Raw genomic sequence first — 21564 nt, 5'->3', positions numbered from 1 at the left:
ACAGGAGACGAGGGTGCCGTGAAGCGAGCCGCTCTCGCTCCCCCGCGCAGGACCGCGTGGGCCACGTCCACCCTGACGGCGCTGGTGCTCGTCACGGGCGGGGCGATCGCCGGGGTCCTCGTCGTCCCCGAGCGCACCCCCGCCTCGCTGCGGGGCCCTGCCACGGCTGAAGCGTCCGTCGCCGTCGTGACGCAGGAGTTCGACGACGCCCGTCAGGTCCCGGTCACCCCGCAGCTCACCCCGAGCACGACGCTGACGCTCGGCGACTCGGGGCGGCTGCGACGCAGCGCGTGCGCGCCGGGTGCGACGATCGCGTCAGGCAGCTCGCCTGCGACGATCGACGACCGCCCCGTCCTCGCGCTGGCCACCGACGTCCCGCTGTGGCGGGACCTCGCGCCGGACTCGAGGGGCGACGACGTGGCGAGCCTCCAGCGCGAGCTGGCCCGGCTCGGCTTCGACGTCGAGCCGGACGGCGAGTACGGCGCGGCGACGAAGGCCTCCGTGTCCGCGCTGCAGAGAGACGTGCTCGGTCTTGCGCGGCCGCCCGGAGCGCTCGCGGTCGCCTCCGTCCTGTGGCTGCCGGCGCCCTCGGTGACCGTCACGACGTGCGAGGCACAGGTCGGCCAGCCGTTCGCCGGCACCGGGCTGGCGACCGTCGCGGGCGTCCTCGAGTCCGTGCGCATCGACGCCGTGCCGCAGGACGCGACGCCGGGCGACCGCGTCGTGCGGCTCGCCGGGTCCCAGACCACAGCCGCGGTCGGAGACGACGGCGTGGTCCGGGACAGGTCGTTCCTCGACGCCGTCCACGACGACGCGGCGTTCCGCTTCTCGCAGAGCGAGGGAGCCACGGAGCCGATGACCCTCGACTACGTGCTGGCGCAGCCGCTCCAGGTCTCCACGGTGGCGCCCGGGGCCCTGTACGGCCTCTCGGGCGGCACGGCCTGCGTCGTGGCCGACGGGAGACCGCGCCCGGTGACCGTCGTGGCCTCTTCGCTCGGCCAGACCTTCGTCACGTTCGACGACGGGAGCACCCCTGCCCGCGTCGCGCTCACGCCGCCGACCGGCAGCCGGGACTGCCGGTGACCCGAGCAGTCCGTGCGCGGGGTCTCGCCCACGCGTTCGCCGGTACCGGCGACCTGTTCTCCGGCCTGGACCTGGACCCGGGCGAGGTGGTCGCGCTGGTCGGGCCGTCGGGCTCGGGCAAGTCGACCCTGCTCAGCATCCTGGCCGGCTGGGTGACGCCGTCCGCGGGCACGGTGGAGCGGGAGGGGATAGAACACGTCGGGTGGGTCTTCCAGAACCCCCACGGCGTGCCGCGGCGCTCCGCCCTGGACCACGTCGTCCTGCCCCTTCTCGCACGGGGGCTGCGGCGCCGCGAGGCCGAGCCGCGAGCGAGCGCCATCCTCGATCGTTTCGGGCTTTCCGCCACCGCGGACCGTCCGTTCCGCGCGTTGTCAGGCGGAGAGGCACAACGGCTGATGCTCGCGCGCGCGGTCGCGCTCGCCCCGGACCTGCTGCTCGTCGACGAGCCCACGGCCCAGCTCGACCTGCGCACCGCCGGCACGGTGAACGCCGTCCTCGCCGGGGTGGCGCAGCAGCACTCGATCGTCGTGGTCGCCACCCACGACCCTCGAACGCGCGACGCGTGCACCCGCGTCGTCGACCTCACCCGGGCCCGAGCGACGAGGACCTCGTGATGCGGCCCCGGTCGGTCGCGTCCGAGGCCGCACGCAACCTCCGCTCGGGCACCACCCGCGCCCTCCTGCTTGCCGTGGCATTCGTCCTCCTGGTGGGGACCCTCGCTGCGCTCGACACCCGTGCCGTCGTCGACGTGCTGCGCGGTGCCGCCGACTTCCGGGCGTCGGGGGCAGCGATCGCGACGCTCGCTGCGCCGGGACGCGTGGACGGTGGTCGGTGCGAGGCCATCGGCGACGTCCCCGGCATCACCGCCGGGGCCTACCGCGCCGGCGAGCCTCTGCGGGCGCTCAGCCTGCCCTCCTCGCGGCTCAGCGTCTTCGACGTGACTCCGGGTCTGCTCGACGTGCTCACCGGGACGACGACGCCCGCGCGCACGAGCGGCGTCTGGCTGTCCGCAGGGCTCGCTGAGACCCTCGGCGTGGTGGCGGGAGACCGGCTCGCCACGTCGTCGGGCGACGCGACGGTGGCCGGCATCTATGCCTACCCCGACGACGGGCGCGATCGCGCGCTCGCCTACGCCGTGCTGACGCCGGTCCCCCCGGCAGGGACGTTCGACGTCTGCTGGGCCGAGGTCTGGCCCGTCGACGCCGGGTCGAGCGCGCTGCTCCCGACGGCCCTCCTCCCGGGGACGGACCCCACCGAGGCCACGCTGGGCCAGCTGAACACCCGGCTGGGCGCGGAGCACGACGCGCTCGACCTGCTGGCGCACCGGCTGACACGTCACGCGCCGGTCGCAGCGCTGCTCACAGGGTTCGTGCTCGGAGCGGCCTCGGTCCGCGCGCGGCGGCTCGAGCTGGCGGCCGCGCTGCACGCGCGGGTCCCCCGGCCCGCGCTCGCCTGGCAGGTGCTCCTGGAGGTCCTCGCCTGGACGCTCGCCGGTGCGCTGATCGCCGGCGCATGCCTGCTCTGGATCTCCCGGTGGGGCAACCCCGACCCCGGAGCGGAGGCGTGGTGGACGGGGTTGCGCGTGGTCGCCGTGGGCGCGGGAGGCGCGCTCCTCGGCGCGCTGCTCGGCGTCCTCGGAACCCGCGAGCGCTCGCTGTTCCGCTACTTCAAGGATCGCTGAGACGCCGCTCAGGACACGGCCGTCAGCCCGCCGGTCCCGAGGAGGAAGAGCCGGCCCTCGACCGCGAGCACGTCGTAGGTGCCCTCGGGCAGCGTCCAGCGCCACTCGACCGCCCCGTCGTCGAGCGCGATCGACACGAGCCCTGGCTGGCGGCGCTGCCGCTCCGTGACGAACAGCGACCGGCCGTCGGTGAGCACCGGCCCGGGGCCGCCGTCCTCGAGCGTGACGGCCCACGCCTCCTCGCCCGTGCGGGCGTCGACGCTGCGGTAGGCCGAGTCCGTCTGGACGACGACGCGGCCGTCGACCCGCGCGACGGCGCGCATGCCCGTGCCCGGCAACGACCACAGCTCCGAGCCGGTCGCGGCGTCCACGCCCACGATGCTGCCGAACGTGTTCGTGACGATGACGCCCGGCGCGGACCCGTCCGACAGGGGCGCCTCGAGCACGCGGCCGGAGATCCGGAACGCGGGCTCGCCCGCGGCGGTGAACACCGTGGCGGTGCCTCGGCCGTACTCGTTGCCGACGTAGCGCCCGTCCTGGAGCCGGACGATGGTCCACACGTCGTCCTCGACGAGCGACAGGCCGTCCTCCGTGAGCGCCGCCGCGACGCCCGGCGCGAGGACGTCGACGACGCCGCGGCGCACGTCGAGCACGACGTCGCCGCCGCTCCCGAGGCCGTCGTGCGCGAGCGTGCGCTCCCACCGCACCTCCCCGGTCGCGGCGTCCTCGCGCACCACCGCGACCTCGTCGCCGCGCCACCACGCCCGCACGACGTCCGTCGCGCCGACCGGCACGACGGACAGCCGCCCCGCCGTCGCGGCCGTGCGCTCCCCCACGACCTCCCCGGTCGTCGCGCGCACGGTGGTGAGCCGGGCCGCCTGCTCGCGCCACCCCGTCGGCACCGCGCACACCACCACCTCGCGCGCGGGCTCGCCCGAGGCCGGCAGGCACGTGGCACGGTCGCCGAGACGCTCGGACCGCCAGAGGACCGAGCCGTCCGCGACGGAGTACGCCGTGAGCGACCCGTCGACGGTCACGACGGCACCGACCGCGGGGACCACCTCGGTGCCGGGCTCGACGGGGACCGACCAGCGCGGCTCGGGCGGGTCCTCGAGCGGCCGCAGCCCCCCGGCGAGCGCGGTGACGTCGACGGGCCGCGCGTCCTCCATCGACGCGGTGAAGGCGACGGAGCCGGCGAACGCGACGGCGACCGCGAGCGCCACCCACGGGACGGGGTGCAGGAACCAGCGGCGCCCGGGCGCACGCACCTGCGGGGACTCGCCGCCCCCGGCGGACCCGGACGGCCGGGGCGCGCCGGACCGCGCGGGGCCGGGCATGTCGGGGGCCGTGGGCGGGCGCTCGTCCTGCGGGCGCGACAGGGGCAGCACGTCGCGGGCCGCTCGGTCGTGGTGCCCGCTCCGCGTGGCGGGCGGACCGTCCTCGTCCCGGGGTCGCGGCCCGTCGGGCGGACGGCGGACGGGCGCCTCGGCAGGACCCGCGAGCGCGGCGTCGAGGGCGGCGTCGAACCGGTCGTCGGACCGCAGCTCGGGCGGCAGCAGCTCGAGGCCGCCGACCGCCGTCCCGGCACCGTCCGTCGTCGGCTCGTGGGTGACGTGCCCGGCACGAGCCGCCCGGTCCTGCGCGAGCCGACGGCGCCTCACCCGTCCACGATACGCACGCCCGTCGGGCCGCGCCGGGCGAGCGGCGGGACCGCCACGCCCGGACGACGGCGCACGAGCAGGGTCAGATGCCGAGCTGGTAGACGCCCCAGTACGCGAGGATGACGAGCAGGACGGTGGACCCCGCGATCACGCACCACAGCATGACGCGGGGGGTCACGCCGCGCGCGACCTGCAGCACGCTCCCGCCCTCGTCCGCGGCGACCGCCTCGTCGGTGCCCCGGCGCTCGTCGTGCGCACGGCGCGCGGAGCGGACCTCGGCGGCCCGGTTGACCAGCAGGGCGCCCGCGACGAGCGTCGCGAGCCCGACGAGCCGCACCCCGATCCAGCCGCCCTGCACGACCCACGCGTCCTTCTCGTAGTCGAGCGCGAGCCGCGCGGTGGCCACGAGGTAGACGACGAGCGCGACCGTCGTCGCGAACGCGCCGACCCCGAGCCCCACCAGCGGCACGCGGAAGCCGGGCGCGAGACCGGCGGGCGCCCCGGGCCGGCCCGCGACCCGTCGCAGCCGGCGCACGAGGCCCCCGACGATGCCGACGAGCGGGCCGAGCACTAGCAGCCCGACGGCGGCGAGGACGAGGGCGACGAACAGGTCGCCGTTGCCCAGCCAGCGCGGCGACGGGACCGGCCCGGCGAGGTATTGCTGCGTGGGCTCGGCTCCCGCGACCTGCGGCAGCGCGGTCGCGCTCGCGGGCAGGGACGTCACCCACGCGCTCACGTCGCGCGGGAAGTCGGGCACGAGCACGTCGTCGATCTTGATCCCGTGGTTCGCGTCCGCGTAGTAGCGCACGGTGACGTCGGCCCCGCCCGGCACCTGCGACGACGGCCCCGTGGCGTCGAGGATCTGCCGCGCCCCCTGCTCGACGGGCATCGACGGGTCCGCGGTGCCGTACACGACGAGCACCGGCTGGGTGAGCTGCTCGAGGAACGGCTCCACGTCGAAGTCGGCGTACTCGAACCCGCCGCCGGGGATCGCCATCCCGACGGCCCGCGGGATCGCCCGGAACACCCCGTGGGGCACGTCGGTGTTGCGCAGGTAGCTGTCGACCGCGAACGCGGCCTGCTGGCGCGGCGGCACGACAGGCGCGGACACGAGGACGGTGAACGCGATGGTCGGGTCGTCGGCCGCCATCACGGGCACGATCCACGTGCCCTCGGACTCTCCGTACAGCCCCACGCGCTCCGGGTCGACGCCGGGACGCGCCCGCAGGAGGTCCACGGAGTGCGCGTAGTCGCGCGCCATCGCCTCGTAGTCGCGGTGGCGCGTGGTGTAGGTGTCCAGGCGCTTGTCCGGGACGAGGGTCACGACGCCCGCGCTCGCGAGGTCGGTCGCGACGTCCACGAACGCCTCCGACGCCAGGCCAGTCCCTGCCCCGTGCACGAACACCATGCCCGGGAGGTCGTCGCCCGCGTCGACGGGCTCGCGCAGCACGCCCCCGACGGTCGCGCCGTCGAGCCGGACCGTCACGTCGGTCTCGCGCACGTCGTAGGTGCCGACCGGGGCGGCCCCGCCCGGCGGCTGCCCGCCGACGGTCGTGTCGGGCGTCTCGGGGACGAGGTGCTCGGTCACGGGCACCGGGTCCCACTGCGGCCCGGTGACCGCTCCGACGATCGCGAGGACGATCGCGAGGGCTGCCGTCGTCGCGGCGGTCCGGAAGATCACCGAGGAATCGTACGTCGCGGGCCGCCGGCCGGTCCCTGGTGCCGTCCCGACGACGGCACGGGGGACGTCCCCCCGGGTCAGAAGCCGAGCCGGTGGAGCTGCTTGGGGTCGCGCTGCCAGTCCTTGGCGACCTTCACGTGCAGGTCGAGGTAGACCCTCGCCCCGAGCAGCGCCTCGATGCCGTGCCGCGCGCGCGTCCCGACCTCGCGCAGCCGTGAGCCGCCGCGGCCGATGACGATCGCCTTCTGCGAGTCGCGCTCGACGAAGAGGTTGACGCGCACGTCGAGCAGCGGCGGCCGGCCCGTGGCCTCGTCGCCGCTGCCCTCGCGGGGCACGATCTCCTCGACCTGGACCGCGAGCGAGTGCGGGAGCTCGTCGCGCACGCCCTCGAGCGCCGCCTCGCGCACGAGCTCGGCGACCATGACGGCCTCCGGCTCGTCCGTGAGCTCGCCGCCCGGGTACAGCTCGGGGCCCTCGGGCAGGTGGGAGACGAGGACGTCGGTGAGCACGTCGACCTGGTAGCCGTCCTGGGCCGAGACGGGCACGATGTCGGCCCAGCCGCCCGCCGTCTCCCCCAGCCGGTCGACCGCGAGCAGGTGCGCGGCGAGGGTGCCGCGGTCCACGAGGTCGGCCTTCGTGACGACCGCGACCACGGGCGTGCCGCGGCGCCCGCGCCTGAGCTCCGCGAGCTCGTTCGCGATGAAGCGGTCGCCCGGGCCGATCTTCTGGTCGGCGGGCAGGCAGAACGCGATGACGTCGACCTCGGTGAGCGTCTCGCGCACGAGGTCGTTGAGACGCTCGCCGAGCAGCGTGCGGGGGCGGTGCAGCCCCGGGGTGTCGACGAGGACGAGCTGCGCGTCGGGGCGGTGCACGATCCCGCGGATCGTGTGGCGCGTCGTCTGGGGGCGCCCGGAGGTGATCGCCACCTTCTGGCCGACCAGCGCGTTCGTCAGGGTCGACTTGCCCGCGTTGGGCCGCCCGACGAGGCAGGCGAAGCCGGAGCGGTGCTCGGGGGTGGTCGTGCTCACGGGGTGTCCTTCACGGTGGGGAGGGGCTGACGGGTGTCGGCCGCGGGGTCGGGCTCGTCCGGCGCAGGGACCGGAGCGTCGGGCGAGGTCGCCGTGGAGACGAGGACGGTCGCGAGCTGCTTGCGGCGGCCCTGGACGCGGTCGGCCTCGAGGCGCAGCCCGTGGACCTCGGCCACGGAGCCGGGGAGCGGGACCTTGCCGAGCGCCTTGGCGAGCAGGCCGCCCACGGTGTCCACGTCATCGTCGTCCAGGCCGAGGCCGAAGAGCTCGCCGAGCTCGTCGACGCCGAGGCGGGCGGGCACGCGCAGGACGCCGTCGCCCAGGTCCTCGACCTCGGGCTCCGGCCGGTCGTGCTCGTCCGTGAGCTCGCCCACGATCTCCTCGAGCGCGTCCTCGATCGTCACCAGTCCCGCGACGCCGCCGTACTCGTCGACGACCATGGCGATGTGCGAGGACGACGCCTGCATCTCGCGCAGCAGGTCGTCCACGGGCTTGGACTCGGGTACGAAGATCGCGGGGCGCGCGACCTCGCCCACGGGCCGCGCGTCGGTCCCGGGACCGCCCTGAAGGACGCGCACGACGTCCTTGAAGTAGGCGACGCCCACGAGGTCGTCCGCGGACGTGCCCGTGACCGGGATGCGGGAGAAGCCGGAGCGCAGGAAGAGCGAGAGGGTCTTGCGCAGGGGCGTGTCGCGCGCCGTCGTCACCATGTCGGTGCGGGGCACCATGACCTCGCGCGTGAGGGTGCTGCCGAGCTCGAAGACGGAGCGGATGAGCTCGCGCTCCTCCTCCTCGATGACCTCGGACTCGTTGACGCGGTCCACCATGTCCTGGAGCTCGCGCTGGTGGGCTCCCTCGTCGGGCGCCGGGGCGAGCCGCGTGAGCCAGCGCGTGGCCCCGACGACGACCGTGAGCAGGCGCGACAGGCTCAGCAGGACGCGCACCGCGTGGCGGCGGCCGAGGGACCGCGGGCTCACGCGCACGACGAGGAGCCCGACGACGACGCTCACCGCGAGCGCGACGAGCAGGACCTGCCACCACGGTTCCAGCCACGCCGCGACGAGCAGCGTGAGGCACGTGACCGCCGCGACCTCGGCGACGACGCGCACGAAGCCGACGGAGCGCACGGTCGCCGCCGGGTCCGCGAGCAGCGCCAGCGCCCGACGCCCCTCCGGGCGGGCGGGCACGGCCGGGTCGTCGCCCAGGGCGGCCTCCGTGACGGCCGCCCGCGTCACGCGCAGGACCGCCGCCTCGCCCGCGCTCAGCGCGGCCGCGAGCACGACCGTCAGGACGGTCAGGGCCGCCAGGAGCGCGACGGGTTCGCCGCTCACCGGCCCGCGAGGAAGGTCAGGAGCAGCTTGCGCTGCAGCGCGAACATCTCCTTCTCCTCCTCCGGCTCGGCGTGGTCGTAGCCGAGCAGGTGCAGGATGCCGTGCGTCGTGAGCAGCAGCATCTCCTCCGCCGTCGAGTGGCCCGCCGTCACCGCCTGCTGGGCGGCGACCTCCGGGCACAGCACGACGTCGCCGAGCTGGCCGGGACCGGCGACCTCGCCGTCGCGCCCGGGCCGCAGCTCGTCCATGGGGAACGACAGCACGTCCGTCGGGCCGGGCTCGTCCATCCAGCGCACGTGCAGCTCGCTCATCACGTCCGTGTCGACGAAGAGGATCGACAGCTCGCTCTGCGGGTGCACGCGCATCGCGTCGAGCACGTACCGTGCCAGCGCCGCGAACTCGGCCTCGTCGACCTCGGCCTCGGTCTCGTTGTTGACCTCGATGCTCACGCGTCGTCCCTCGTCCGTCGTTCTCGTGCCGCGGGGCGTCCGCGGCGGTCGTCGTCGCGGCGGCGCGACCCGGAGCTCCCCGAGCCCCCGCCGCTCGCCAGGTCCCACCGCGCGTACGCGTCGATGATGTCGCTCACCAGCCGGTGCCGCACCACGTCGGACGACGTGAGCCGGCAGAACTCGACGTCGTCCACGCCGGTGAGGACGTCCTCGATGACGCGCAGGCCGGACTGGGTGCCGCCCGGCAGGTCGACCTGCGTCGCGTCGCCCGTGATGACCATGCGCGACCCGAAGCCGAGGCGCGTGAGGAACATCTTCATCTGCTCGGTGGTCGTGTTCTGCGCCTCGTCGAGGATGATGAACGAGTCGTTGAGGCTGCGCCCGCGCATGAACGCGAGCGGGGCGACCTCGATCGTCCCGGCCTCGATGAGCTTGGGGATCGAGTCCGGGTCGATCATGTCGTGCAGCGCGTCGTACAGCGGGCGCAGGTACGGGTCGATCTTCTCCGTCAGCGAGCCGGGCAGGAACCCGAGCCGCTCCCCCGCCTCGACGGCCGGGCGCGTGAGGATGATGCGGTTGACCTGCTTCGACTGCAGCGCCTGCACGGCCTTCGCCATCGCGAGGTACGTCTTGCCCGTGCCCGCGGGGCCGATCCCGAACGTGATCGTGTTCGCGTCGATCGCCTCGACGTAGCGCTTCTGCCCCACGGTCTTGGGCCGGATCGTGCGGCCGCGGCTCGACAGGATGTTGAGCGTCAGCACCTCGGCCGGGCGCGACGCCGTCGCGGCGGTGAGCATCGCGATGGACCGCGTGACGACGTCGGCCGTGAGCTGCGTGCCTGCCTCGACGACCTCGACCAGCTCGTCGAGCAGGCGCGCGGCGAGCGCGACCTCCCCCGGAGGGCCGGCGACCGCGATCTCGTTGCCCCGCACGTGCACGTCGACGGCGGGGAACCCCTCCTCGACGGCCCGGAGCACGGAGTCGCGGCTACCGAGGAGCGCCACCATCGGCACGTGGTTCGGGATGACGATGCGGTGCTCGACCCGGTGCGACGAGGGGTCGGGTTCTCGGGACAGAGAGGTCATGAGCCGGCTTGCGCCGCTGCGCTCCTTCGGTCGGGCAGTGGGTCCGGGACGGCCACCGCCCCGCAGATCGCTTCCATCGTACCGAGCGCGGCCGGGCGTCACACGCGCTTTCGCGCAGGGCTCAGGCGGGCGACCAGCCGAGCTCGGCGCCCGCGATGACGTGGCCGTGCACGTGGAACACGCTCTGGCCGGCGCGCGGCCCCGAGTTGAAGATGAGCCGGAACTGGCCGTCGGCCAGGTCGCCCGCCACCTCGTCCGCCAGCGCGACGACGTCGCCGAGCAGCTCCGGGTCCGCCGCCGCGAGCTGGGCGATGTCGCCGTGGTGGTCGCGCGGCACCACGAGCACGTGCACGGGCGCCTGCGGGTCGATGTCGCGGAACGCGATCGAGCGCTCGCTGGTCGCCACGACGTCGGCCGGCACCTCCCCCGCGACGATGCGGCAGAAGAGGCAGTCCGGGTCGGTGCGCAGGTCGGTGCTCGTCATGACCCCGAGGCTAGACCACGCGTCCCGGCCACGCCCCAGCGGCCGAGCCGCTCCGCGAGCAGCGCCACGGCCACCGGGCCGGCGGTCGACGTGCGCAGCACGTGGGGCCCGAGCCGCGCCGCGACCGCGCCGGCCGCCGTGAGGTCGGCGAGCTCCCGGTCGGAGATCCCGCCCTCCGGGCCGACGACGACGAGCACCTCGGGCGCGGGCGCGCCGTCCGTGGCCGGGCCGGCGGGCAGCCCGACGTCGGCGAGGGGCGTCGTCGCCTCCTCGTGCAGGACGATCGCCCGACCGCCCGCCGCGACGACGTCGACGACCCGCGCCGCGAGGCCGCGCGAGTCGAGCGCGACCTCGACGCGAGGCAGGCGCGCCCGCCGGGCCTGCTTGGTCGCCGTGCGGACCGTCGCGAGCCACCGCGCGCGGGACTTCGCCGCGCGCTCGCCGCGCCACACGACGACGGAGCGCTCCGCCTGCCACGGCACGACCACGTCGACGCCGATCTCCGTCGCCGCCTCGATCGCCATCTCGTCGCGGTCGCCCTTGGCGAGCGCCTGGACGAGCGTCACGACGACGTCCGGCGCCGGCTCGCGGTCCACCTCCTGCACGAGGAGCGTCACGCGGCCCGACTCGGCGTGCTCGACGACGCACCGCAGCCGGAGCCCGTCACCGTCGACGACGTCGACGCGCTCCCCCGCGCCGCGCCGCTGCACGACGCCCGCGTGCCGGCCCTCCGCGCCGTCGAGCACGTAGCGGTCGCCGGGCGCGACGCCGTCGGTCCCCGTCTCGGCGAGGAACACCGGAGCACTCATGCCCGCGCCCCGCTCAGCGGCCGGAGAGCTTGTCGCGCAGGCGCGAGAACACGCCCGGGTGCGCGGCGGCGAGCCGGGGCTCGGGCCGCTCCTCGCCGCGCAGCGCGGCGAGCGAGCGCAGGAGCTGCTCCTGCTCGGGGTCGAGGGCCGTCGGCACCTGGACCTCGATGTGGACGTTGAGGTCGCCGCGCCCGCTGCCGTGCAGGTGCCCGACGCCGAGGTTCTTCAGCGTGACGATCTGGTTCGGCTGCGTGCCGGGGCGCAGGTCGATCTCCTGGAGCCCGTCGAGCGTCTCCAGCTCGAGCACGGTGCCGAGGGCGGCCGCCGTCATGGGCACCTGGAGGGTGCAGTGCAGGTCGTCGCCGCGGCGCACGAACGTGTCGTGGTTGCGCTCGCGGATCTCGACGTACAGGTCGCCCGCGGGGCCGCCGGCCGGGCCGACCTCGCCCTGCGCGGTGAGCTTGATGCGCGTGCCCGTGTCGACGCCCGCCGGGACGTTGACCGTGATGCTGCGGCGGCTGCGCACGCGGCCCTCGCCCGAGCACTCCGCGCACGGCTCCGGGATGACGGTGCCGAAGCCCTGGCACGCGGCGCACGGCGCGCTCGTCATGACCTGGCCGAGGAACGAGCGCGCGACGCGCTGGACCGTGCCGCGGCCGTGGCACACCTCGCACGTGCGGGGCGAGGTGCCCGGGCGGCAGCAGGTGCCGCCGCACGTGCCGCACACGACCGCCGTGTCGACCTGGAGCTCGCGCTGCGCGCCGAACGTCGCCTCGGAGAGGTCGATGTCGAGCCGCACGAGCGCGTCCTGGCCGCGGCGGGCGCGCGGGATCGGCCCCTGCTGCGCCTGGGCACCGCCGAAGAACGTCTCGAAGATGTCCTGGAAGCCGAACCCGCCGCCCATGGGGCCGCCGCCCCCGCCGCCGGGGGCGCTGGGGTCGACGCCGAGGTCGTACTGCTGGCGCTTCTCCGGGTTGGACAGCACCTCGTAGGCGCGCGCGACGTCCTTGAAGCGGTCGCCCGCCTCCTCGCCCGCGACGTCCGGGTGCAGCTCGCGCGCGAGCTTGCGGTACGCCTTCTTGATCTGGTCCTGGCTGGCGTCACGGGCCACGCCGAGGATCTCGTAGTAGTCGCTCACACGTCACTCTCTGCTGGTGCGGGTCGTGAGGCCGGCGCGCGGCCGGTCGGGAGGGGTCGGGGGTGGTCGTCGAGCGGGCCCGCCGCGGGCGGGGAGACCGCGGGGCTCACGTGCCGAGCACCCGTGACAGGTAGCGCGCGACCGCGCGCACCGCCGCGATGGTGCCGGGGTAGTCCATGCGGGTCGGCCCGATCGAGCCGACGAGCGCGACCGTGTCACCGTCGTTACCGTAACCGGTCGTCACGACGGAGGTCTCCGCGAGGCCCTCGAGCTGGGTCTCGCGACCGATCCGGACGCTCACGCCCGACTCGGCGGCCATCTCGGTGAGCAGCCCGAGCAGGACGACCTGCTCCTCGAGCGCCTCGAGGACGGGGCGCAGCGCGTGCTCGAACCGCATGCCCGCGCGCGCGAGGTTGGCCGTGCCCGCGAGGACGAGGCGCTCCTCGCTCTCCTCCGCGAGCGTCTGGGCGACGAGGTCGCCCACCGCGCGGACGAGCGGGGCGTCGTCGGGGTGGAAGCTCTCGGTCACGGCGGCGAGACCGGGCGCGAGGTCCGTGAGGCGCTTGCCCGCGGCCGCGGCGTTGAGCCGTGCGCGCACCTCGACGAGGGTCCCCTCGTCCGGCACGCTCGCGACCTCGAGCGTGCGCTGCTCGACGCGGCCCGTGTCCGTGATGATGACGACCAGGAGGCGCGACTCGCCGACGGGCACGAGCTCGAGGTGGCGCAGGCCCGACCGGCTCAGCGAGGGGTACTGCACGACGGCGACCTGGCCGGTGAGCTGGGCGAGAAGGCGCCCGGCGCGCGCGATGACGTCGTCGAGGTCCACGCCCTCGGACAGGAAGGTCTCGATGGCGCGCTTCTCCGGCGCGGACAGCGGCTTGACGCCCGAGAGGCGGTCCACGAAGAGCCGGTAGCCCTTGTCCGTCGGGATCCGGCCCGCGGACGTGTGCGGCTGCGCGATGTACCCGGCGTCTTCGAGAGCCGCCATGTCGTTGCGGATCGTGGCGGGCGAGACGCCGAGGCTGTGGCGCTCGGTGAGCACGCGCGAACCCACGGGCTCGCGCGTGAGGACGTAGTCCTCGACGATGGCCCGCAGCACCTCGAGCCGGCGCTCCTCGCTCACGTCCACCTCCCGCGTGCCGCACCGTCGCCGCCCGGGCGGGCGTGCGGGCGTCGGCACTCTCGACCTCCGAGTGCCAATCCTACGCGTCCGCGCGGCCCGTCCGGCGGTCCTCCGCTCGTCGCGAACGCAGGTCGAGGAGGCCGACGACGAGCGCGACCGCGACGAGGCCGATCGTCACCAGGAGCGCGCGCCCGGTCGCGTCCGCGGCCGAGTCGCCGCTCGCGAGCCCGCCGTAGTAGACGGACAGGACCACGGAGATCCCGACGGCCGACCCGATGCGCTGACCGAGCTGCAGCATGCTGCCCGCCACCCCGGCCCGGCTCACCGGCACCTCGGACAGCGTGAGCGTCTGGTTCGGCGCGATGACCGTGCCGCTGCCCGCGCCCGCGACGAGCAGCGCGACCGCGAGCGCCGGGCCGACGGCGCCCGGGTCGTCCCCGAGCGTGCGCACGACGACCTCCGCCGCGACCACGCCGACGAGCACGAGCACGACGCCGCCGACGACGAGCTCGCGGCCCCAGCGCGCGACCCAGCGGCCCGAGAACCACGCCGACACGCCCGACGCGACCGCGAACGGCGTGCCGACGAGCCCCGCCTGGAGCGGCGTGTACCCCAGCTCGTCCTGGAGGTAGAGCGTGACGACGAGGAAGATGCCCGTGAACCCGGCGAAGTACGCGAGGCCGAGCAGCGCGCCGTTGCGGAAGGACCCGAGCCCCACGACCTGGGGGTCGAGCACGGCCTCGCCCGTGCGCCGCTGGTAGCGCCGCTCCCACCCGACGGCGGCCGCCACGGCGGCCGCGGCCGGCACGAGCCACCACCAGCGCGACGCGTCGTCGCCGCGGCCCGTCGTCGTGACGAACGGCATCATCACGCCGAGGGTCGCGGCGCCGAGCAGACCCAGCCCGACGAGGTCGAGCCGGCGCGGCCCGCGCGCCGCGCCCGAGCCGGTGCGCGGTGGCCCGGGCACGAGGCGCCACGCGAAGGGCAGGAGCACGGCGACGACGGGGATGTTCACGAGGAACACCCACCGCCACCCCGTCTCCGGGCCCGCCGCGGCGATGATGAGCCCGCCCAGCAGGGGCCCGAGCGCCGTCGAGACGCCGATGGTCGCGCCGAACATGCCGAACGCACGCCCGCGCTCGTACCCGCGGAACTGCTGCTGGATGAGACCGACGACCTGCGGGTTGAGGACGCCCGCGCTCACGCCCTGGAGCAGCCGCGCGACGCCGAGCCACGTGTCGGTCGGCGCGAGCCCGGACGCGAGGCTCATGAGCGCGAAGCCCAGGAGGCCCGCGATGAAGAGCGGTCGTCGTGCGCCCGCGTCGCCCAGGCGCCCGGCGGGCACCAGCGCGAGCCCGAACGCGAGCGTGTAGCCGGCGACGACGAGCTGGAGCTGGGTCGGGCCCGCGTCGAGCGACGACTCGATCGACGGCAGGGCCACGTTGACGATCGACACGTCGAGAGTCGTGATGAAGCCCACCGCGAGGCAGACCGGCAGCACGCGCCAGCGGTTCGGGTCCGGCTCCGCGAGCTGCTGGCTCATCGGTCCGTGGTACCACCCCGCCCCGGGGGCGCGCGCGCCGGGAGCCGCCGTGCGCGGCCGGCCCGGGCGCCCGGGACCTCCCCGCGGGAGGCCGATCCCGCGACGCACGGGGCGATCTCGGTGGTGAGCGGCGGACGCTGGCCTAGGGTGACGCCGTGTCCTTCGACCGCTACGGCTCCGACGTCCTCGGCGGCACGCCCGCCCCCACCCACCACCGCCCGCGGCCCGTGTCGCGCCCGCAGCCCGCGGAGCGCGGCCTCGTCGTCGAGGAGGTGCAGACCGGGTGGGTCGGGGCCGTCGTCCGGGTCGAGAAGTCGGGCGGGATGCACGTCGTCGTGCTCGAGGACCGCGCGGGCCGGACCCGCACGTTCCCGCTCGGGCCGGGCTTCTGGGTCGACGGCGCGCCCGTCGAGCTCACCCCGCCCGTCACCTCCCGCGCCCCCGCCGCGCCGACGCGCACGGCCTCGGGCTCGCGGGCCGTCGTCGGGCAGCGGGCGCGCGTCGCGCGCGGGAGCCGCATCTGGGTCGAGGGCAAGCACGACGCCGAGCTCGTCGAGAAGGTGTGGGGCGACGACCTGCGCGTGGAGGGGGTCGTCGTCGAGCCGCTGCACGGCGTCGACGACCTCGCGGCGGCGCTCGCCGACTTCGGCCCGACGCCGCAGCGTCGCGTGGGCGTGCTCGTGGACCACCTCGTGCCCGGCAGCAAGGAGCGGCGGATCGCCGACGAGGCGCTGCGGCGGTCGCCCGCGGGCACGGTGCTCGTGCTCGGGCACCCGTACGTCGACGTCTGGCAGGCGGTGAAGCCGGCCCGGATCGGCCTCGAGCGGTGGCCCGTGATCGAGCGCGGCACCGAGTGGAAGCGTGGGATCCTGCGCGAGCTCGGCTGGCCGGCGCAGACCGCGGAGGACGTCGGCCGCGCGTGGCAGCGCATCCTCGGCACGGTCCGCACCTACGCCGACCTGGAGCCGTCGCTGCTCGGGCGCGTCGAGGAGCTCATCGACTTCGTCACCGCGCCCTGACCGGTCGCGGGCGCGCGGGACGCACCCCGCGCGTGAGGTACCGCGCTCGTGACGCACCGCGCCCCGGTACCGACGGGCGGTACCGGGGCACGGCGACAGCGTCGGCCGGGTGTCAGGCGGCCGGCACGCCGCCCGTGAGACGGCGGTAGGCGTAGCCGACGGCGACGTAGCTCAGCGGGATCGTCACGAAGAGCCCGAGCCCGCACGGGATCGCGCCGAGGATGTTGATCCCGACGAGGGCGAGCAGGAGCAGGAACACCTGCCCGAAGTTCTTCGCGACGAGCGAGAAGCTCGTGCGGATCGCCGTGATCGCGTCGACGCCCTGGTCGAGCGCGACGTAGTACACGAACGCCGAGAACAGCAGCATCGCGAGCCCGGGCAGGACGCACAGGACGAGCCCGATGCCGGACAGGACGCCGACGATGAGCGCCGCGAGCAGCACGTTGAGCACGTTCCCGATGCGGAAGAACGCGGCGACGTCGGGTCGACGCCCGTCCACCTCGTCGAGCGCGCCGCGCGTGAAGAACGCGGTGATGAGGTAGCCGATGGCGGTGCCGACGATCCCGAGCAGCACGCTCGTGAAGGTGAGGCCGCCGAGGGCCGCGAAGTTCGTGTCGGAGTAGTCGAACTGGTCCTGGAACTGGTCGAACCCGCCCGTGATCCAGCTCCACGCGATGTTCACGGCGAGGAAGATCAGCGCGACGAGGATCCACGGCCCCAGGTTCGACGTGACGCGGCGCCACCCGTAGGAGATCGCGTCGCCGACGCCGAACGCCGGGCCCGCGTAGCCGGGCTGGCCCCCGTACCCTCCGGCGGCACCCGGGTACGACCCGGGCGGCGGCGGGTACCCCCCGGCGGGGGGCGGGTATCCGCCGGCGGGCGGCGGGTATCCGCCGGCGGGCGGCGGGTACGCACCGGACGGGGGCGGGTACGCGCCCGGCGGGGGCGTACCCGGTCCCCCGGCCGCGCCGTCCGGCGCACCGGTCGGCGCGCCGTAGGCACCCGGTGCGCCGTACGCGGGCGGGCCCGACGGCGGTGCGGCCGGGTCGTGCGGCGCTCCCCCGCCCGGGCCGTACGGCGAGGCGGGCGGGACGTCGCCGCCGGACGGGGCGGCGTCGGGCCGGTCGGGTCCGGGACTGGACGGTGGCGTGGCGTCCGGTCGCGGGCCGCCCGCGCCGTCGGCGGGGGTGTGCTCGTCGTCGCGGGGCGGCTCGCCGCCCGGGTTCGTGGGGTCGGTCATCGTGCACCTCGTTCCTCGTCGTCACGTGCTGCGGGCTGCACGCTCCGTCGACGTGCTGGGTCCACCTTGGCGGTTCCCGGCCCGGACCGCGCGGCGAGCACCGCGGCCGTCGCACGGCGGCGGGCAGGATGGTGCCGCCGAGGGGCCTCGTCCCCGCGGGGCGCGCCCGGGTCGCGGTGGACCCGGGCCGACGTCACTCGTCCGTGATCGTCCGGACGACCGTGTCCGCGAGCAGCCGCCCCCGCAGGGTGAGCACGGCACGACCGGCGACCGCTGCGCGGCCGTCGAGCAGCCCGTTCGCGACGAGCCCGGCGACGGCGTGGCGTCCCGCCGGGGAGAGGACCGCGAGGTCGAGACCCTCGCGCAGCCGCACGCCGAGCATCGCCCGCTCGAGCCGGCCCTCCGTGCGCGTGAGGAGCTCGCGCCCCGCCGCGGGGCTCGTGCCCGCCTCGAGCAGCGCCGCGTACCGGCGCGGGTGCTTGACGTTCCACCACCGCACGCCGACGCGGGCGTCCTCGGGCGACGCCCCTGCGGGCGCGGCGCCGGTCGCCGCGACGTAGGAGTGCGCACCGGGCCCGATCCCCCACCAGTCGTCGCCGCGCCAGTACGCGAGGTTGTGGCGGCAACGGTCGGCGTCGGTACGGGCCCAGTTGCTCACCTCGTACCAGGTGAGGCCGGCCGCCGTGAGCAGCTCGTCGGCGAGCTCGTACTTCGTGGCCTGGTCGTCCTCGCTCGGGAGCGCGACCTCCCCGCGCCGCACCTGGGCGGCCATCTTCGTCCCCGCCTCCACGACGAGCGCGTACGCGGACACGTGGTCGACGCCGGTCGCGAGCGCAGCCTCGAGGCTCGCTCGCCAGTCGTCGAGGCTCTCCCCCGGCGTGCCGTAGATGAGGTCGAGCGAGACCTGGAGACCGGCGTCGCGCGCCCAGCGCACGACGTCCGGGATGCGGCGCGGGTCGTGCGTGCGCTCGAGCGTCGCGAGCACGTGCGGCACGGCGGACTGCATGCCGAACGACACGCGCGTGAACCCGGCGGCCGCGAGCTCGGCGAGCGACTCGGGCGTCACCGAGTCCGGGTTCGCCTCCGTCGTCACCTCGGCGTCGGGGGCGAGCCCCCACGCGTCGCGCACGCCACCGAGCAGGCGGACGAGGTCCCCGGCAGGCAGGAGCGTGGGCGTGCCGCCGCCGACGAAGACGGTCGACACGGGCCGCTCGGGCAGCCCGGCGTCGTGCAGCACGCGCGCGGCGAGGTCGATCTCGCGCAGCGCCGTGCTCGCGTACGAGGCCTGGCTCGCGCCCCCGCCGAGCTCGGACGCCGTGTACGTGTTGAAGTCGCAGTACCCGCACCGCACCGAGCAGAACGGGACGTGCAGGTAGACCCCGAACCCGCGGGTCGCGGGCACGGTGCCGCCCGCGCCGCTCGCGACCCAGGAGGGCAGCGAGCCGTCGGGCGGGACCGGCTCGCCCTCGGGCAGCGCCGGGCTCACTTCTTCGACTTGTCCTTGGCGTCCTTGCCGCCCGCGGCGTCGGAGGAGAGCGCGGCGATGAAGGCGTCCTTCGGGACCTCGACCGACCCGATGTTCTTCATGCGCTTCTTGCCCTCCTTCTGCTTCTCGAGCAGCTTGCGCTTGCGGCTGATGTCACCGCCGTAGCACTTCGCGAGGACGTCCTTGCGCATCGCGCGCACCGTCTCGCGCGCGATGACGCGCGCACCGACGGCCGCCTGGATCGGCACCTCGAACTGCTGGCGCGGGATGATCTCCTTGAGCTTCGCCGTCATCATGACGCCGTAGTCGTACGCCTTGTCCTTGTGCACGATCGCGCTGAACGCGTCCACCTGCTCGCCCTGGAGCAGGATGTCGACCTTGACGAGGTCGGCGACCTGGTCCCCCGACGGCTCGTAGTCGAGCGAGGCGTAGCCGCGCGTGCGGGACTTGAGCTGGTCGAAGAAGTCGAACACGATCTCGGCGAGCGGGAGCGTGAAGCGCAGCTCGACGCGGTCCTCGGACAGGTAGTCCATGCCGAGCATCTGGCCGCGGCGGTCGTTGCACAGCCCCATCACGGTGCCCACGAACTCGCTCGGCGCGAGGATCGTCGCGCGCACGACCGGCTCGCTGACCTGCTTGATCTTGCCGCCCGGGAACTCCGACGGGTTCGTCACGTTGACGAGCGTCCCGTCCTCGAGCGTCACGTCGTAGACGACGTTCGGCGCGGTCGAGATGAGGTCGAGGTCGAACTCGCGCTCGAGGCGCTCGCGCACGATCTCCAGGTGCAGCAGGCCGAGGAACCCGACGCGGAAGCCGAATCCGAGCGCGACCGACGTCTCCGGCTCGTAGTTGAGCGCGGCGTCGTTGAGCTTGAGCTTGTCGAGCGCGTCGCGCAGGACCGGGTAGTCGGTCCCGTCGATCGGGTACAGGCCCGAGAAGACCATGGGCTTCGGGTCCGAGTAGCCGCCGAGCGCGTCCGCGGCGGGCTTGGCCGCGTTCGTCACCGTGTCGCCGACCTTCGACTGGCGCACGTCCTTCACGCCCGTGATGAGGTAGCCGACCTCGCCGACGCCGAGGCCCTTCGTGACGATCGGCTCCGGCGAGATGACGCCGATCTCGAGCAGCTCGTGCGTCGCGCGCGTCGACATCATGACGATGCGCTCGCGCGGGTTGAGGTTGCCGTCGACGACGCGCACGTACGTCACGACGCCGCGGTAGGTGTCGTAGACCGAGTCGAAGATCATGGCGCGCGCGGGGGCGTCGGCGTCGCCGACCGGCGCGGGCACGCGCTCGACGATGCGGTCGAGCAGCGCCTCGACGCCGGCGCCCGTCTTGCCGGAGACCTTGAGCACGTCGTCCGGGTCGCCGCCCACGAGGTTCGCGAGCTCCTCCGCGTACTTCTCGGGCTGGGCCGCCGGGAGGTCGATCTTGTTGAGCACGGGGATGATCTCGAGCTCGTTCTCCATCGCGAGGTACAGGTTCGCGAGGGTCTGCGCCTCGATGCCCTGCGCCGCGTCGACGAGCAGCACCGCCCCCTCGCACGCCGCGAGCGACCGCGAGACCTCGTACGTGAAGTCGACGTGCCCCGGGGTGTCGATCATGTTGAGCGCGTGCGGCGTCTCCACGCCGTCCGCCACGACGGCCCACGGCATGCGGACCGCCTGCGACTTGATCGTGATGCCGCGCTCGCGCTCGATGTCCATGCGGTCGAGGTACTGCGCACGCATGGCGCGCGGCTCGACGACACCGGTGAGCTGCAGCATGCGGTCGGCCAGGGTCGACTTGCCGTGGTCGATGTGCGCGATGATGCAGAAGTTCCGGATCAGCTCGGGCGGCGTGGCCGCGGGCTGGATGCGGGTGCTCAGCTGGGCACTGGGGATCGGGGACAACGCGGGTGCGCTCCTGGGAGTGGCGTGCGGGTCGGGGCCGCGCGCTCGGGGGCGGCGCGCCGACGGTCGCTCTCGGGCGGGCGGGAACGACCATTGTCCCACGTCCGGCGTCGGGCACCCGCCCGCCCTGCGGGGCACCGCGAGCCGACCTAGCGTGGAGGACCGGCCGGCCGCACCGGGCCGACCGGCGACGAGAGGAACGCCCATGGCCCAGGACACCGAGCACCGCACCTCCGACCGCACCGGCGGTCGCCGCGTGCTCGCGATCGTGACCAACTACGGCGTCGAGCAGGACGAGCTCGTGGTCCCGCTCGAGCACCTGCGCGGCGAGGGGGTGGAGGTCGACGTCGCGGCCACGTCCGCCGACGACGTGCAGACCCTCGTGGGAGACAAGGACCCCGGCCGCACCGTGACCCCGAACCTCACGCTCGCCGACGCCGACCCCGCCGGGTACGACCTGCTGCTCGTGCCGGGCGGGACGATCAACGCCGACGCGCTGCGCCTCCAGGACGACGCCGTGAGTCTCGTGCGCGCGTTCACCGCCGCCGGCAAGCCGGTCGCGGCGATCTGCCACGGCCCGTGGGCGCTCGTCGAGGCGGCCGCCGTCGAGGGCAAGACCCTCACGAGCTACGCGTCGCTCGAGACGGACGTGCTCAACGCGGGCGGCGCCTGGGTCGACCGGTCCGTCGTGCGCGACGACGAGGGGTACACGCTCGTCACGTCGCGCGACCCCGGCGACCTCGACGACTTCCTGCGCGAGGTGGACGCCGTCCTGGCCGGGTGACGTGCACCGTTCTGGCAGCCGGGCGGACGCGCGTCCGCCCGGTAGGGTGC

19 protein-coding genes are annotated in these 21564 nt (G+C 75.0%); 5 read left to right on the top strand and 14 right to left on the bottom strand.

All coding sequences use genetic code 11. From position 1 onward, the window contains the following. Positions 1-18: 18 nt before the first annotated feature. The 3 genes from E1O70_RS11805 (at position 19) to E1O70_RS11790 (ending at position 2764) form a co-directional block, all read left to right on the top strand. Positions 19-1083 (top strand): peptidoglycan-binding domain-containing protein, encoded by a 1065-nt coding sequence (locus E1O70_RS11805; RefSeq protein WP_163186977.1) that lies wholly within the window; start codon positions 19-21, stop codon positions 1081-1083. Next, a complete protein-coding gene (locus E1O70_RS11800; protein WP_061266741.1) occupies positions 1080-1697 on the top strand; it encodes an ABC transporter ATP-binding protein in 618 nt (205 codons plus the stop codon). Before E1O70_RS11805 ends, E1O70_RS11800 begins: the two co-directional genes overlap by 4 nt. A gap of 74 nt (positions 1698-1771) precedes the next feature. Beyond that, a complete protein-coding gene (locus E1O70_RS11790; RefSeq protein WP_157464291.1) occupies positions 1772-2764 on the top strand; it encodes a hypothetical protein in 993 nt (330 codons plus the stop codon). An 8-nt stretch (positions 2765-2772) separates the two neighbouring features. Here E1O70_RS11790 and E1O70_RS11785 read toward each other — a convergent pair whose 3' ends face one another. The 11 genes from E1O70_RS11785 to E1O70_RS11735 form a co-directional block, all read right to left on the bottom strand. Beyond that, positions 2773-4425, bottom strand: coding sequence for an outer membrane protein assembly factor BamB family protein (locus E1O70_RS11785; RefSeq protein WP_061266743.1), 1653 nt, complete (start codon positions 4423-4425; stop codon positions 2773-2775). Between the two features lie 82 nt (positions 4426-4507). Beyond that, the gene (locus E1O70_RS11780) at positions 4508-6106 is read right to left on the bottom strand and encodes an alpha/beta hydrolase family protein (RefSeq protein ID WP_061266744.1); all 1599 of its coding nucleotides are present in this window, start codon (positions 6104-6106) and stop codon (positions 4508-4510) included. Between the two features lie 77 nt (positions 6107-6183). Further along, positions 6184-7134, bottom strand: coding sequence for a GTPase Era (gene era / locus E1O70_RS11775; RefSeq protein WP_061266745.1), 951 nt, complete (start codon positions 7132-7134; stop codon positions 6184-6186). Next, positions 7131-8465 carry a hemolysin family protein gene (locus E1O70_RS11770; protein WP_061266746.1) on the bottom strand — a complete coding sequence of 445 codons (1335 nt, stop codon included), beginning with the start codon at positions 8463-8465 and terminating at the stop codon, positions 7131-7133. The genes era and E1O70_RS11770 overlap by 4 nt, the downstream gene beginning before the upstream one ends. Then, entirely contained in the window at positions 8462-8914 is a 453-nt protein-coding gene (gene ybeY / locus E1O70_RS11765; RefSeq protein WP_021482948.1) for an rRNA maturation RNase YbeY, read from the bottom strand. Before ybeY ends, E1O70_RS11770 begins: the two co-directional genes overlap by 4 nt. Then, a complete protein-coding gene (locus tag E1O70_RS11760) occupies positions 8911-9999 on the bottom strand; it encodes a PhoH family protein (RefSeq protein ID WP_021482947.1) in 1089 nt (362 codons plus the stop codon). The genes ybeY and E1O70_RS11760 overlap by 4 nt, the downstream gene beginning before the upstream one ends. Positions 10000-10120: 121 nt before the next feature. Further along, entirely contained in the window at positions 10121-10483 is a 363-nt protein-coding gene (locus tag E1O70_RS11755; RefSeq protein ID WP_021482946.1) for an HIT domain-containing protein, read from the bottom strand. Continuing rightward, a complete protein-coding gene (locus E1O70_RS11750; protein ID WP_061266747.1) occupies positions 10480-11292 on the bottom strand; it encodes a 16S rRNA (uracil(1498)-N(3))-methyltransferase in 813 nt (270 codons plus the stop codon). Before E1O70_RS11750 ends, E1O70_RS11755 begins: the two co-directional genes overlap by 4 nt. Positions 11293-11305: 13 nt before the next feature. Further along, positions 11306-12430, bottom strand: a complete 1125-nt coding sequence (gene dnaJ / locus E1O70_RS11745; protein ID WP_043651775.1) for a molecular chaperone DnaJ — start codon at positions 12428-12430, stop codon at positions 11306-11308. Positions 12431-12536: 106 nt separating this feature from the next. After that, entirely contained in the window at positions 12537-13553 is a 1017-nt protein-coding gene (gene hrcA, locus E1O70_RS11740) for a heat-inducible transcriptional repressor HrcA (RefSeq protein WP_061266789.1), read from the bottom strand. Between the two features lie 79 nt (positions 13554-13632). Next, the gene (locus tag E1O70_RS11735; protein ID WP_061266748.1) at positions 13633-15096 is read right to left on the bottom strand and encodes an MFS transporter; all 1464 of its coding nucleotides are present in this window, start codon (positions 15094-15096) and stop codon (positions 13633-13635) included. A 155-nt stretch (positions 15097-15251) separates the two neighbouring features. On the opposite strand from E1O70_RS11735, the gene E1O70_RS11730 reads away from it, so the two are divergent. Next, complete coding sequence (locus E1O70_RS11730) at positions 15252-16115, top strand: DUF3097 domain-containing protein (RefSeq protein WP_043651781.1); 864 nt, start codon at positions 15252-15254, stop codon at positions 16113-16115. 112 nt (positions 16116-16227) lie between these two features. Here E1O70_RS11730 and E1O70_RS11725 read toward each other — a convergent pair whose 3' ends face one another. The 3 genes from E1O70_RS11725 to lepA form a co-directional block, all read right to left on the bottom strand. Next, a complete protein-coding gene (locus tag E1O70_RS11725; protein ID WP_061266749.1) occupies positions 16228-17355 on the bottom strand; it encodes a DUF2189 domain-containing protein in 1128 nt (375 codons plus the stop codon). 193 nt (positions 17356-17548) lie between these two features. Beyond that, positions 17549-18841: a radical SAM family heme chaperone HemW gene (gene hemW / locus E1O70_RS11720; protein ID WP_061266750.1), complete on the bottom strand. Its 1293-nt coding sequence runs from the start codon at positions 18839-18841 to the stop codon at positions 17549-17551. After that, positions 18838-20730: a translation elongation factor 4 gene (lepA, locus tag E1O70_RS11715; RefSeq protein ID WP_021479819.1), complete on the bottom strand. Its 1893-nt coding sequence runs from the start codon at positions 20728-20730 to the stop codon at positions 18838-18840. The genes hemW and lepA overlap by 4 nt, the downstream gene beginning before the upstream one ends. A gap of 205 nt (positions 20731-20935) precedes the next feature. On the opposite strand from lepA, the gene E1O70_RS11710 reads away from it, so the two are divergent. After that, the gene (locus tag E1O70_RS11710) at positions 20936-21514 is read left to right on the top strand and encodes a type 1 glutamine amidotransferase domain-containing protein (protein WP_061266751.1); all 579 of its coding nucleotides are present in this window, start codon (positions 20936-20938) and stop codon (positions 21512-21514) included. Positions 21515-21564: the final 50 nt, after the last annotated feature.

This window comes from Cellulosimicrobium funkei (assembly GCF_004519295.1).
Classification (GTDB): domain Bacteria; phylum Actinomycetota; class Actinomycetes; order Actinomycetales; family Cellulomonadaceae; genus Cellulosimicrobium; species Cellulosimicrobium funkei.
Note: the sequence above shows the minus strand (reverse complement) of the source record. Positions and strands in the feature narration are given on the sequence as shown.